Here is a 13,522-nt window from a genome sequence, read left to right as displayed (position 1 = left end):
CGGGTGACCGGATGACGGCCGACGAGATCATCGCGCTGCTCGGCCTGACGCCCCATCCCGAGGGCGGCTATTTCCGCGAGACCTTCCGCGACGCGCCCGGCGCGGACGGGCGCTCGGCGTCCACCGCCATCTATTTCCTGCTGAAGCGCGGCGAACGCTCCCACTGGCACACGGTGGATGCGGTGGAGATCTGGCACTGGCATGCCGGCGCGCCCTTGCGGCTGTCGCTTGCGGCGGGCGACGCCGGCCCGGTCAGCCACCTCGTCCTCGGCGCGGACCTCGCGGGCGGCCAGCGCCCGCAGGGCATCGTGCCGCCGCACCACTGGCAGGCGGCCGAGACGCTCGGCGACTGGACGCTGGTCGGCTGCACGGTGGCGCCCGGCTTCGATTTCGCCGGCTTCCGGCTGGCGCCTCCCGGCTGGAACCCGGGCACCCGACAGGCAGAACCATGAACGATCCCGTCCTCGCCCGCATCCTCGAGGAGCGCCTCTTCAACGCCTGGCCGGCCATGCAGACCGTCTATGTCGACGGCTGGATGCTGCGCATGGCCGGGGGCCACACCAAGCGCTCCAATGCGGCGAGCCCCTTCTACCCCTCGTCCATCTCGGCCGAGGAGCTGATCCGTACGGTGAAGACGCTCTACCGCAAGGCCGGGATCGAGCCGATGGTGCGCATCACGCCGCTGGCGGGAGAGGGCATCGATCAAGGCTTCGCCGAGGCCGGCTGGACCGTCTACGACGAGACCGACGTGATGGTCGCCCCGCTCGCGAGCCGCGTGAAGATGGAGGGCGCGCCGGACGCGGCGGTCGTGCTCTCCGAGGAGCCGACGGAGGCCTGGGTGACCGGCGCGGCGGAGGCCTATGAGCTCGCCGACTGGCAGCAGGAGATGCTCGGCCGCATCGTCGGCGCCATCCGCGTCGAGACCGCCTTCGCCACCGTCTATGTCGACAGGAAGGCGGTGGGCTTCGGCCTCGGTGTCGCCGATCGCGGCTATGTCGGGCTCTACGATCTCGCCGTCACGCCGGCCGCGCGCGGCTCGGGGGCGGGGCAGCGCATGATCGGCGCGCTGCTGCATTGGGGCCGCTCGCACGGCGCCCACACCGCCTATCTGCAGGTGCGCAAGACCAATGTGAAGGCCCACGCGCTCTACGAGCGGCTCGGCTTCACGGTGGCCTATGACTATCACTGCCGGCGGATGGCGCAGGGGTGAGGGGGCGACGCGCCTTGCACCGCGCAAGTGCGTCCTTCGAGGCTCGCCTTTCAGGCTCGCACCTCTTGATGAGGGAGGTTGGCGGCTGGCAAACAGCTCGACGCGACCTGCCCGTTCATGCTGGGCCGGTTGCAGGTCTCACCATTCCTCATCCTGAGGTGCGAGGGAGCGCAGCGACCGAGCCTCGAAGGATGCACTTGCGCTGTGCAGGGCGCCCTACCGCCTGAACATCTCCTTGGCCGCCACCACCGACCCCGCGACGATCAGCGCCACCGACACGCCCAGCACCAGGCTCGCCTGCGCATGGCCGAAGGCGACCAGCGCCAGGGTGGAGATGACCGGCGCCGCATAGCTCGCCGCCCCCAGCACCTGGATGTCGCCCAGCTTCATGCCGCGGTCCCACAGGTAGAAGGCCGCCCCCACCGGCCCGAGGCCGAGGGCGAGGATCGCCAGCCATTCGGTGACGGCGGCCGGCCAGACCGTCGTCTCCAGCGCCAGGTGGCAGAGGAGGGCGAGAACCGCGGTCATGAGGCAGAAGCCGGCGACGGCTTCGGTCGGCACGTTCGGCAGGAGCCGCGCCGTCACCGAATAGACCGACCAGACCAGGGCGCAGCCGAGCGCCGCCGCATAGCCGACGAGATGGCCGGCGGCAAAACCCGCCCCGAGACCGCCGCGCGAGGCGATGAGCAACACCGTGCCGGCGAGGCCGAGCAAGGCCCCGAGCACGTGGTGGGCTTTGAGCCGCTCCCCCGGCAGCAGGGCGGAGAAGACGACGATGAGCAGCGGCCAGAGATAGTTGAGGAGGTTCGCCTCCGCCGCCGGCGCATAGCGCAGGGCGGTGAAATAGAGCGCGTGATAGCCGAAGAGGCCGGCGATGCCGTGCAGCCAGACCCGCGGCGGCTGGGCAAGGAGGGACAGGCCGCCGGGGCGCGTCGCCACCACGGCGAGGCCGATGCCGCCGCCGATGGCGAAGGTCATGGCGGTGAGCTGGAAGGGCGGGACCGTGCCCGAAGCCGCCGTGAACAGGGCCAGGAGGCCCCACAGGCCGATGGCGCCGAAGCCGGCGAGCGTCGCGGGACGGGAGGGGGCGGGGCGGCCGGACATGCAAGGCCCATAACGGCAAGCGGCGACCATCGGGTCGCCGAGGCGGGCACCGTCGGGCGCGGAGGGCTCCGCGCCGGGAGAAACCGGCTCAGCGCCGGCGCTGCGGACCGCCGGGACGGGCGCCGCCGGGGCGCGGACCGGGGGGCGGGGCATCGCCCTTGTGGCGGAAGACGAGACGGCCCTTGTCGAGGTCGTAGGGCGTCATCTCGACCGTCACGCGGTCGCCGACCAGGGTCTTGATGCGGTTCTTCTTCATCTTGCCGGCGGTGTAGACGACGACCATGTGCCCGTTGTCCAGTTCCACGCGGAACCGGGCGTCGGGCATGACCTCCGTCACCTTGCCTTCGAAATTGAGGACGTCTTCCTTCGCCATATGCGTGGCTTCTCCGTCGTTGCGCCGCGGCCCGGGCGCAGAAAACCCCGGCGAAGCGGATCTTCCGCTCGATGCCAGGGTTCGCGTCATACAGAATTTGTCGACGCGGGACCACCCTCTTGCCGCCGTTACATCCGCGGTCGGCTGGATGAGGTGATCTCGCGTCAGGCTGAGATGCTCGCCGGATCGTCGCGCCGCCGGTCGGCAGCGCATGACGTTCACGGGAGAACCGCCGTGCCTCTCAAACGTCGCAGCGGGGGGATGGTTCCCTTTGCAGGGAGACATCCGCGCCGAACAGCGCCGGAAGGGCAGGCCTCGTCAGCCGGTGAGCCTGAGATGGGGAGCCTTTCGCCGATTGCAAGGGCGGACGTCGCGGATTGGCGCATCAGGCGCCGAAGAGGCCGCGGGCGACGATGAGGACGCCGCCGACGACGATGACGGCCTCCAGCATCAGCGTGTGCAGGCGCACCGGCAGGCGGTCGAGAAGGGCGCGGGCGACGAAGGCGCCCGGCAGGGTGGCGAGCCCCACCAGCAGCGCGAAGAGGAGCAGGGGCGTCGGCAGGGCCTCGTTCCAGCCGAAGGTGCCGGCCTTGGCGATGCCGATGACGATGGAGATGGCGGCGTCCGTGGCGATCACCGCCTTCCCCGTCAGCCCCGCCGCCATGAGGAAGGAGACGAGGATGACGCCGGCGCCGCTGGAGGCGCCGGTGACGAGGCCGTAGACGCCGCCCGCCGGGGCGAGCTGCCAGCCGGCGAGGCGAAAGCCCATGCGCACCAGCTTGCGCCTGAGCGGCACGAGAACGATCAGCATGAGGCCGATGACGAGGGAGGCGCCGCGCGTGTCGAGCCGCGTGAAGCCGTAGGCCGAGAGCATGACGAGGGGCACGGCGAGCGGCAGCATCGTCGCCGCGACGCGCCAGTCCACCGCCTCGCGCATGGCGACGAAGCGGCCGACATTGGTGAACATGGAGGATACGGCGATGACCGGCACCACGTTCTCGGCGCCGATCACCGGCACCAGCACCAGCGGCAGCAGGAGGCCGGTGCCGTAGCCGGCCATGCCGCCGACGACCGCCGCACCGAAGGCCGTGCCGGCGACGAGGACCGCCTGGACGAGGGAGACGTCGGCGAGGGCGAAGGCCATGGATGCGCTCGGTCGGCCGGTTCGGCGTGGACGCGGGCAGCCGGGCGTTCTAGCTTCCGGCCGATCCCGATCCACCTCTCTTAGAGCGATTCGCCTCCATGCGCGCGGGCGCCGCCCCGTCCTCCGACAGCCCGCTGGAGACCCTGACGGGCACCATCGAGCGCGTCACCTTCCATTCCCCCGCGACCGGTTTCGCGGTGCTGAAGGTGCGCGTGCGCGGCAAGCCGCAGCCGGTCTCCATCGTCGGCACCACCTCGGCGGTGGCGGCCGGCGAGATGATGACGGCCGAAGGCTCCTGGGTGAACGACCGCACCCACGGCCTGCAGTTCAAGGCGGCGCGCCTCGTCACCGCCCCGCCCGCCTCCAAGGACGGCATCGAGCGCTACCTCGCCTCCGGCGCCATCAAGGGCATCGGCATCGCCACCGCCCACAAGATCGTCCAGGCCTTCGGCAAGCGCACCTTCGAGGTGCTCGACACCGAGCCGCACCGGCTCAAGGAGATCGTCGGCCTCACGGATGCCCGCATCCGCCGCATCACCGAGAGCTGGACCGAGGACCGCATCGTCCGCGACCTCGGCGTCTTCCTGCAGGAGCACGGCCTCGGCCTCGGACAGGCGGCCCGCGTCTTCCGGGCGCTCGGCACCGAGGCCATCGGCCTCATCCGCCAGGACCCCTACCGCCTCGCCCGCGACGTGCGCGGCATCGGCTTCCTCACCGCCGACCAGGTGGCGGTGTCGCTGGGGCTTGCCCGCGACGCGCCGGAGCGCCTGCGCGCCGGCATCACCTATGCCCTCCAGGAGGCGCGCGACGACGGCCATACCGGCCTGCCGCGCGAGGAGGCGGTGGCGCTGGCCGCCCGCCTGCTCGACGGCGACACCGCGCGGATCGAGGAGGCGGCCGCAGCCGAGGTGGCCGCCCGCAACCTCGTCGCCGACACCATCGGCGGCGAGCCGCACCTGTTCCTCAAGGACCTGCACCGGGCCGAGAAGATCATCGGCGAGCGGCTGCGCGACCTCGCCAAGGGATCGCCGCCCTGGGGGAAGATCGATCTCGACACCGAGGTGCCGCGCGTCGAGGCGCGCACCGGCAAGGCCCTCGCGCCCTCGCAGCGCGAGGCGCTGGCGACCATTCTCGCCGCCAAGGTGTCCGTCATCACCGGCGGCCCGGGCGTCGGCAAGACGACGCTGCTCGATACGATCCTGAAGCTCCTCACCCGCCAGGACGTGTCGGTCGTGCTCGCCGCCCCCACCGGGCGCGCCGCCAAGCGCATGACCGAGCAGACCGGCATCGAGGCGAAGACCATCCACCGCCTGCTGGAGATCGATCCGGAATTCGGCGCCTTCTCCCGCGGTCGCGAGAACCTCATCGACTGCGATCTGCTGGTGGTCGACGAGACCTCCATGGTCGACGTGCCGCTGATGCTCGCCCTCGTCGAGGCGCTGCCGGCCGATGCCGGCCTGCTGCTCGTCGGCGACGTCGACCAGTTGCCCCCCGTCGGACCCGGCCAGGCGCTCGCCGACATCATCGCCTCGGGGCTGGTGCCGGTGGCACGGCTGACGGAGGTCTTCCGCCAGGCGGAAGCCAGCCGCATCATCGCCACCGCCCACCGCATCAACCGCGGCGAGATGCCGGAGGCCGTGCCGGCGGGGGCGGAGAGCGATTTCTATTGGGTCGAGGCCTCCACGCCCGAGAGCGGCCTCGCCAAGATCATCGAGATGGTCAAGGAGCGCATCCCGCGCCGCTTCGGCCTCGACCCGATGCGCGACGTGCAGGTGCTGGCGCCGATGAACAAGGGCGTGCTCGGCGCCCGCAACCTCAACGTCGAGCTGCAGAAGGTGCTCAATCCCCCGGCCGGCCGCTCCATCGAGCGCTACGGCTGGACCTATGCTGCCGGCGACCGCGTCATGCAGACCGCCAACGACTACGACCGCGACGTCTTCAACGGCGATCTCGGCCAGGTGCTGCGCATCGACCAGGAGGAGGGCGAACTCGTCGCCCTCTTCGACGGCCGGCAGGTCTCCTATTCCTTCGGGGACCTGGAAAACCTCATGCCCGCCTATGCCACCACCATCCACAAGAGCCAGGGGTCGGAATATCCGGCGGTGGTGATCCCGGTGACGACGCAGCACTACGCGATGCTGGCGAGGAACCTCATCTACACGGCGGTGACGCGCGGCCGGTCCCTCGTCGTCATGGTCGGCGAGACCCGCGCCCTGCGCATCGCGGTGGATGGCGGCCGCATGAAGCCGCGGGTGACCAAGCTCAGGGAATGGCTGGAGGGGTAGGCAAGCCCTGCATCCGCCGCGTGCGTCCTTCGAGGCTCGCTCGCTGCGCTCCCTCGCACCTCAGGATGAGGAGGGTGGTGTGTGGCCCTTCGGGACGCGATGCCCGCCCCGACGCGCCTTTCTGCAGGTCTCTCCCCTCCTCATCCTGAGGTGCGAGGGCCCCTGGCCCGAGCCTCGAAGGACGCACTTCCTCTGTGCAGCGCATGGGATACGGACACAGCTCTCTCGGTCCTGCCCGGGCTTGTCCCGGGCATGACGCGGTGAGGTTTGTGCGCCTCCCGAGGCCGCCCTCGACACCCGGGCTGTGCCATGTGCCCGCGCCCGCCCGACCCTCCGCCGTCATCCCCGGCCGAGCGCAGCGAGGGGAAGGGGATCCAGGGTCGGTAACCCACACCTCGACGGCACCTCCTGCCAGCCCTCGCCGCCGGCTTCAGTCCGTGGCCCCTAGCCCCCCTTCCCTCGGCCTTCGGCCTCGCCGGGGGTGACGGACGACGGGGCCATTGCCCTCACAGCAGCGGCTTCACCGCCAGATGGGCGCCGAGGAGCATCAGCCCGATCATGAACCAGGTGCGGAACGCCGCGGGGCTGATGCGCGAGCGGATCGCCTGTCCCAGCGCCATGCCGAGGAGCGCCGGGGCGAGCATCCACAGCGAGGTGAGCGCCGTTCCGCCCGCCAGCACCCCCTCGCTGAACAGGCCGACGCCGAGCGCCACGGTGGCGACGAGGAAGGTGATGCCGAGGGCCTGGACGAGGTCGTCCTTCTCCAGCCCCAGCGCCTGCAGATAGGGCACCGAGGGCATGACGAAGATGCCGGTGCCGGCCGAGACGACGCCGGTCATCAGCCCCACCAGCGGCGACAGGAAGGGCTCGGCGCCCGCCGGCACCCGCGGCCGCAGCGGCGAGAGGCCCAGCCCGGCATAGAGGATCAGCACGAGGCCGAGGGCCACCGAGGCATGGCCGGCGGAGGCGCCGGAGATGACGCCGCTGCCGAGCCAGGTTCCGGCCGCGATTCCCGCGAGGAGGGTGGCGAGGCGGCGGGTGAGCGGCCAGAGGTTCGGCCCCGCGGCCACCTGCCAGACATTGGTGAGGAGCGAGGGCACCAGCATCCAGGAGGCCGCCTGGGCCGGCGTGACGAAGAGGCTGAGCAAGCCGACGGCGATGGTCGGCAGGCCGAGGCCGATGACGCCCTTGACGAGGCCGGCGAGGACGAAGACGACGGTGGCGACGGCGAGGATGGCCATGCGGGGGTCCTGGTTGCGGAGACGAGGGCCGCGACGATCCACCGGTTCGGGGGGCCGACGTTTCGGTGCGCGCCGAAGCAATCGCACCGCGTCCGGTGTAGCCTGTCCGAGGCTGCGGGACATCCCGCGACCGAAGGAGACGTCCCATGAAGGAAGGTCCGTCCATCGCCACCGTCGCCGCCCTGATGGGCGACCCCGCGCGCGCCAACATGCTCGGCGCGCTGATGGCCGGTCGCGCCCTCACCGCCGGCGAACTGGCGCGCGAGGCGGGCGTCAGCGCGCCGACCGCCAGCGGTCATCTGGCGCGGCTCGGCGAGGCGGGCCTCGTTCTCGTCGAGGCCCAGGGCCGCCATCGCTATTTCCGCCTGTCGGGTGCCGACGTCGCCCATGTGCTGGAGGGGCTGATGGGGCTCGCCGCCCGAACGGGGCGCCTGAGGACGCGCCCCGGCCCGCGCGACCCGGCCCTGCGCCAGGCCCGCACTTGCTACGACCACATGGCGGGCGAATGGGCCGTGCGCCTGTTCGACGCCTTCGCCGCCGACGGGCGCCTGGCGGCCGCGGAGGGCGGGGTGAGCCTGACCGAAGCCGGCCGCAGCTTCTTCCGCGCCGAGGGCATCGACACCGGGGCGCTGGAGGCGAGCCGCCGGCCGCTCTGCCGCGCCTGCCTCGACTGGAGCGAGAGGCGGCCCCACCTCGGCGGCGCGCTTGGCCGCGCGATCCTCGACCATGCGCTCAGCCGGGGCTGGGTGAGGCGGGCGTCGCAGGGTCGCGCCCTGCACGTGACCCCGCCGGGGCACCGGGCCTTCCGCGCCTGGACCGGCGCGGCCGAGGCCGCCACGGCAGAAACAATCGGCTACGCCCGCGGCTGAATCGGCAACATTTCCGTCCGGAATGCCGCCACAAACCCACGGCCAACTGGCGCCGGGTTCGGTATCCAGCGGAGTCTCCCCCTTGAGTTCTGGAAAGCTTGCAATGGTTGCGCGGGGTGGCCGCCGCCTGGCCGCCCAGGTGGTCGTCTCGGTCTTCGCCACGGCCTGCGCCGCCGTCGCCGTGCCGAAGATGCTGGCGACCCTCTCCCCTGCCCCGGCAGCCGCCCCGCAGGAGAAGGCGGTCCTGGTGAGCCGCCCCGCGACACCCGTCGATTTCGATGCCGCCTTCGTCTGGCCGACCCAGGCGCCCGCAGCCAGGGCCGAGGATCTCGTGCCCCCGGCAGCGCCGCTGCCGGCCGTGGTGCCGGTGCCGCCCGTCCGACGGGCCCAGCAGGTTCAGCAGGTCCAGCAGGCCCAGCGTGGCTGCGCGCCCCGCTGCCCCCCCGTTCGCCCCGCCGCCCCGGCGGCGGCCTCCCCGCCCGGGGAGCCCCTCCAGCTCGTCGCCATGACGGCGACCGCCGCTCCGGCGCCCTCCCCGGCGCGACGCTCCGTCTTCGGCATCCCGCTGCCGCGCCTGCCCTACGAGGAGACGGTCACCGGCTCGCTCGTGCGGGCCCGCGACACCCTGCGCAGCCTGTTCTGAGGCCTCAGCGCGGCGGCTTCGCCTGAGCCGGCTCGGCCTTCGCCGGCGGCTCTCCCTTCGCGGATGCCGAAGGCGCCGCCGCCTCTTGCGGCAGGTCCGGCTTCGTCTGCACGCTCTGCACCGGCGGCGCGATGATGATGCCGTGCTGGCGGAAGCGGGAGAGGATCGCGAGCTGCAGATCGGAGCGGGTCGTCAGCGCATATTCGACATTGGTCACCACGCCGCGCAGCTCGAATTCGAGGCCGTTGTCGCCGAACCGCATCAGGAACACCCGCGGCGGCGGATCCTGCACGAGGTAGCGGCTCTCGCAGGCGGCGGCGATGAGCTGGTCGCGCACCATGTCGGGGTCGGAATCATAGGCCACGCGCACCGGGATCGCGATGCGGCTCAGCGTGTTGGCCAGGGTCCAGTTCTTCACCACGCCGGTGATGAGCTCGGCGTTCGGCAGGATGACCGTGGCGCGGTCGAAGGTCTCGATCTCGGTGGAGCGCACCGAGATCTTGCGGACATGGCCTTCCTCGCCCTTCACCACGATGGAATCGCCGACCCGAATCGGCCGCTCGGCCAGGAGGATGAGGCCCGAGACGAAGTTCTGCACGATCGACTGGAGGCCGAAGCCGATGCCGACCGACAGGGCGCCGGCGATGATGGTGATGTTGGAGAGGTCGAGCCCGATCTGCCGCAGCACCAGGCTCGCCACCAGCGCGAAGGCGGCGTAGCCGACGATGGTCGCCACCGAGTTCTGCAGGCCGGAATCCATGCCGGTGCGCGGCAGCACCTTCTCGCGCAGCCAGCCCATGACGGCGCGCACCAGCAGAATGCCGATGGCGAGGATGACGCTGGCGCCGAGCATCGTCACGGCCAGCGACCTGATCTCGGCGAAGCGCACGCCGAAGAAGGCGTCCTCCAGCGAGGCTCCCGCGCCGCCGAAGCCCCAGGGGCCGAAGACGGCCAGGGCCGAGGTGGTCAGCACGATGACGTGCAGGGCGCCGGCGAAGAGCGTGCCGATCAGGTCGAGCCTGTCGGGCCGGATGCCGATGGCGGCGGAGAGCGAACGGCCGCGCACGGTCGTCGGGCCGAACCATTCGGCGATGACGGCGTCGAGAAAGGCGAGCACCATCACCGTCACCGCGGCGATCACCACGGCGGCGGCGATGCGGCTGGCTAGGAAGGCGGCGAGCGCCGTGAAGCCGGCGACGAGCGCCACCGTGATGGCCGTGATGGCGATCCACAGGGCCGGCCGCGTCCAGGCCCAGGGCTGCGGCGTGATCGCCGGGCTCGCCTCGGGCACGCCGCCGTCCTCGCTCTCGACGGGGTGTTCGGTGGTGCCGCGCAGGAACAGGAAGACCACGACGCAGATGCCGATGGCGGTCAGCCCGGTGATGAACACCGTCACCGCGACCGGGGCGATCATCACCCGTGCGAAGGCCAGCGCGACCGTGGTCGTGGCGAGGATCCAGGCCGCCATCCGCACCGAGGAGAACACCGCCTCGGCGAAGGGATCGGGGAGCTTCACCAGACGATAGGCCGGAGCCCCCGGCGCCATCACCGCCTGCATGACCCCGCGGGTGACGGAGACGATCAGCACGGCGACGAAGAGCGCCCAGGGAATGGGCTGGGCGCGGGGCAGGATGAGGTCGAAATTCTCGATGATGAGCAGCGGGCTCGCCGCCAGGATGGGCAGCACCAGCGAGCGCTCCAGCGCGGTGCGGATGGCCGCCTTCACCGCCGCCAGGCGCGAGGCGGGGATGTCCGCCGGCGTGGCGTAGAGCCCGTAGCGGCGGGCCTGGCGGTAGATCCAGAACAGCACGAAAGCGACGATGACGCCGAGCCCGAGGGCCGCGGCGATGCGGCTGTAGCCGGCGACCTCGGTGAGGTGATGCCACCAGTCCTCGGCGAGATAGCGCGCCGACAGGCCGAGGCGCGGCAGGGCCTCGGAGAGCTGAATCCAGAAGCGCGGATCGACGATGGGCACGGAGCGCTCGAAGAGCTGCGCCGTGAAGAGCTGGCGTCGCCGGTCGGTGATGCGTTCGACGAGCTGGTCGAGGCGCACCTGCTGCACCTTCAGCGCCTTCACCCGCGAATCAAATTCGCCGACGATGCGGGTCTGCTCCTCCCGCTGCTGGCGGGCATCGGCCGATTCGGTCGCCCCCTCGGCGGGCTTCGGCCCGAGCTGGTTCAGACGGTCGCGCGCCTCGGCGAGGCGCGGCTCGAGCTGGCGGACGGCCTCGCCCAGCGCCTCGCGTACCGGCTCCAGGCGGCCGCGCAGGGAGGAGAGCTCGCCGTCGCCGAGCTGGCGCTCCAGCGCGGCCTCCACCTGATCGAGCACCGTGCGCGCCGAATCGAGCGCCGCCTGCGCGGCGGCGGCAGCCGGCAGGAGCGGTGCCGGAGCGGCCTGCGTCGTGGCCGGCGGGCTCGCCGGCTGGGCGAGGGCCGCGGGCCCGGCGCCGAGGGCGAGCCCCGCGAGAACCACGGCCAGGGCGAGCAGCCGGAGGCCGGTCGCGCGGAAGGCCTGGCGCGAAGGGAAGGACGGAACGGGAGCAGGAGGCATGGCGACTCAGGCAGGCTTGGGGCAGCAGAGCTTGGCACAGCTCCACGCCGCAGTGGAGCTAGCCGGCGTCAGTTCCGCGGCCGCAGCGGGGGATAGGGGGCGTAGGAGGAGCTGGACGGCACCGGCGCCGGGTCGCCGTCGAAGCCCGCCTGCCGGTTGATGGCGTCGAGCACGGCGCGCAGCGCGTCGCGGTCGCGGGTGATGTCGCGCAGCGGCGCGGCGGCACCGGACCGGCGGATCAGGATCTGCGGATCGGGCAGGATGAAGGGATCGTCCCACGACCCCTGCACGACGAAGGGCAGTTCGAAATCGCCCTCCCCCGGACGCGGCGTGGCGCTCGCCGTGCGCTTCAGCGTGGCGATGCCGCGCATCTCGAGTTCGCGTGTCGGCAGTTGCGCCGAGCCTTCCACGTTCACCCGCACCATCTGCCCGTCGAGCGTCATGTCGGTGGTCGTGGCGACGCCGCCCACCACCCGCACCGTGGCGGCGATGCGCTCGTAGGGGGTCCGTCCGGAGCGCGCGTCGGCGCCGACGATGGACAGCGGCCGCCGCTCGAGGCGGCGCAGGATGGCCTCGGCGTTGAAGCCGTGGACGGCGCCCTCCACCGCGGTGAGGGTGATCTGGCCGCTGGCGGTGCGGGCGAGTTCGGCCATGCTGCCGCCGCGCGCCTCGAGCCCGAGCTGGATGTTGGCGGTGCCGTCGAGGCGGCGGAAGCCGAACCATTCGCCGAGGCCGAGGCCGAGCTGGCCCTTCTGCACCGTCAGCGAGGCCCGGACGTCCATGTCGTCGCCGGCCGGGGAGACGACGAGGGCGCCGCTGAGCAGGCCGCCATAGGCCTGCGCCTCGCCGAGGGTGACGGCGAGACGCCCGTTGCGCGCCGTCAGCGCCGCGGCGGAGCGGCCGAACTGGGCGCCGCCGACGATCAGTTCGCGCGCCGAGACCCTGAGGTCGATGTCGATGGTGGAGACCGCCGAGAGGTCGATGGGGCGGCGGCTCCAGCCGCGGCCCGACTCGGGCGCCAGGTTGAGGTCGCGGAAATAGGTGGTGGCGACGAAGCGGCCGGTGTCCAGCGTGCCGCGCACCTGCGGACGGGTGCCCTCGAAGCTGACCGACAGCGCGCCGTCGGCGACGTTGCCGTCGAGCTCGGCATTGACCTTGGTGAAGGCGAGCGAGTTCGGCAGCACCTCCACCTGTCCCTTCAGCGCGAAGGCGCCGAGCGAGGGGCCGATGCCGGGGTTCTGGCCGATCCAGCGCAGGAAGCCGCGCAGGGACGGGCCCTCGAGGGTGAGGGCGCCGGAGGCGGTGACGGTGTCGCCGTTGGTCAGCGATCCCTCGAAACCGCCGCGCAGCGGCACCGAGGCGAAGCGCATCTTGAGGCCCGTCGGCTCGGCGACGAACAGGGCCTGGGGCCGCGCGACGATGGCGTTGACCTCCATCGGCTCGCCGTTGACGGTGAGCTTGCCGGAGACGTTGGCCTGCCGGTCGGCGCCGGGCCAGGACACCGCGAATTCGATGCCGGTGATGTCGAAGCGCTGGCCGCTCTTGGCGTCGTTCACCGTGGCGGTGCCGTCGGCGATGCGGAAGTCGGTGAGGCCGGTGCGCCGCAGCCGCGTCGCCTCGCGCAGCCGCTCGAAGGCCTTGTCCCAGTTCGACGCGCCGTCGGCGGAGACCTGGACGGCGATGCTCGGCCGGATCAGCGTGTAGTCCGACACCGCGACGCTGCCGAACAGCAGCGGCAGCAGGCGCAGGGCCCCGACCACCGCCTCGGCGCGGGCCGGCGGCTCGCCGGTGCCGGCGTCGCCCTCGCCGAAGCGCACGTCTGCGAGCCGGATGGAGAGCTGCGGGATGACGGAGACGGCGATGTCGCCGTGGATGGCGACGGGCATGCCGAGCCGCTCGCTCAGCTCCGCCACCACCGTGCGCCGCACCGTCTCCACCGGCAGCAGCACCGGCACGAGCGCCAGGGTCCCCGCCAGCACCAGCAGGGTGGCGCCGACGGCGATCGCGATCCGGCGGATGGGTGGAGCAAGGCTCAAGGGCAGCGGTCCCGGTCCCGGCCTGGCCGCCCCCGATAGGGCGGACCATGAGGTGTCATAATCCTG

Annotated in this window: 11 protein-coding genes; 5 read left to right on the top strand and 6 right to left on the bottom strand. The window is 72.1% G+C overall.

Annotated features, from left to right (window positions below; translation table 11 throughout):
• Positions 1 to 11: 11 nt before the first annotated feature.
• Both C6569_RS20975 and C6569_RS20970 read left to right on the top strand, forming a co-directional pair.
• Positions 12 to 452 carry a cupin domain-containing protein gene (locus C6569_RS20975; RefSeq protein WP_106750687.1) on the top strand — a complete coding sequence of 147 codons (441 nt, stop codon included), beginning with the start codon at positions 12 to 14 and terminating at the stop codon, positions 450 to 452.
• Positions 449 to 1,210, top strand: a complete 762-nt coding sequence (locus C6569_RS20970) for a GNAT family N-acetyltransferase (RefSeq protein WP_106750686.1) — start codon at positions 449 to 451, stop codon at positions 1,208 to 1,210. Before C6569_RS20975 ends, C6569_RS20970 begins: the two co-directional genes overlap by 4 nt.
• 216 nt (positions 1,211 to 1,426) lie before the next feature.
• Here C6569_RS20970 and yddG read toward each other — a convergent pair whose 3' ends face one another.
• The 3 genes from yddG to C6569_RS20955 all read right to left on the bottom strand — a co-directional run bounded on the left by yddG (position 1,427) and on the right by C6569_RS20955 (position 3,831).
• Complete coding sequence (gene yddG, locus C6569_RS20965; RefSeq protein ID WP_106750685.1) at positions 1,427 to 2,314, bottom strand: aromatic amino acid exporter YddG; 888 nt, start codon at positions 2,312 to 2,314, stop codon at positions 1,427 to 1,429.
• A gap of 88 nt (positions 2,315 to 2,402) precedes the next feature.
• Positions 2,403 to 2,687: a translation initiation factor IF-1 gene (gene infA / locus C6569_RS20960; protein WP_106750684.1), complete on the bottom strand. Its 285-nt coding sequence runs from the start codon at positions 2,685 to 2,687 to the stop codon at positions 2,403 to 2,405.
• A gap of 385 nt (positions 2,688 to 3,072) precedes the next feature.
• Complete coding sequence (locus C6569_RS20955) at positions 3,073 to 3,831, bottom strand: sulfite exporter TauE/SafE family protein (RefSeq protein WP_106750683.1); 759 nt, start codon at positions 3,829 to 3,831, stop codon at positions 3,073 to 3,075.
• A 98-nt stretch (positions 3,832 to 3,929) separates the two neighbouring features.
• On the opposite strand from C6569_RS20955, the gene recD2 reads away from it, so the two are divergent.
• Positions 3,930 to 6,116 carry an SF1B family DNA helicase RecD2 gene (gene recD2, locus C6569_RS20950; protein ID WP_106750682.1) on the top strand — a complete coding sequence of 729 codons (2,187 nt, stop codon included), beginning with the start codon at positions 3,930 to 3,932 and terminating at the stop codon, positions 6,114 to 6,116.
• A 506-nt stretch (positions 6,117 to 6,622) separates the two neighbouring features.
• Here recD2 and C6569_RS20945 read toward each other — a convergent pair.
• Positions 6,623 to 7,357: a sulfite exporter TauE/SafE family protein gene (locus tag C6569_RS20945; protein WP_106750681.1), complete on the bottom strand. Its 735-nt coding sequence runs from the start codon at positions 7,355 to 7,357 to the stop codon at positions 6,623 to 6,625.
• A gap of 146 nt (positions 7,358 to 7,503) precedes the next feature.
• On the opposite strand from C6569_RS20945, the gene C6569_RS20940 reads away from it, so the two are divergent.
• Positions 7,504 to 8,226 carry an ArsR/SmtB family transcription factor gene (locus tag C6569_RS20940; protein ID WP_106750680.1) on the top strand — a complete coding sequence of 241 codons (723 nt, stop codon included), beginning with the start codon at positions 7,504 to 7,506 and terminating at the stop codon, positions 8,224 to 8,226.
• Positions 8,227 to 8,329: 103 nt separating this feature from the next.
• On the top strand, positions 8,330 to 8,869 hold the full coding sequence (locus C6569_RS20935) for a hypothetical protein (RefSeq protein ID WP_106750679.1): 540 nt from the start codon (positions 8,330 to 8,332) through the stop codon (positions 8,867 to 8,869).
• A gap of 4 nt (positions 8,870 to 8,873) precedes the next feature.
• Here C6569_RS20935 and C6569_RS20930 read toward each other — a convergent pair whose 3' ends face one another.
• Both C6569_RS20930 and C6569_RS20925 read right to left on the bottom strand, forming a co-directional pair.
• A complete protein-coding gene (locus C6569_RS20930) occupies positions 8,874 to 11,420 on the bottom strand; it encodes a DUF3772 domain-containing protein (RefSeq protein ID WP_106750678.1) in 2,547 nt (848 codons plus the stop codon).
• A 68-nt stretch (positions 11,421 to 11,488) separates the two neighbouring features.
• Positions 11,489 to 13,456, bottom strand: a complete 1,968-nt coding sequence (locus tag C6569_RS20925; RefSeq protein ID WP_181313846.1) for an AsmA family protein — start codon at positions 13,454 to 13,456, stop codon at positions 11,489 to 11,491.
• Positions 13,457 to 13,522 lie beyond the last annotated feature (66 nt).

The organism is Phreatobacter cathodiphilus, assembly GCF_003008515.1.
In the GTDB taxonomy this organism is placed as follows: Bacteria; Pseudomonadota; Alphaproteobacteria; order Rhizobiales; family Phreatobacteraceae; genus Phreatobacter; species Phreatobacter cathodiphilus.
The sequence above is the reverse complement of the archived record's forward strand: the minus strand, read 5'-3'. Positions and strand labels throughout refer to the sequence as shown.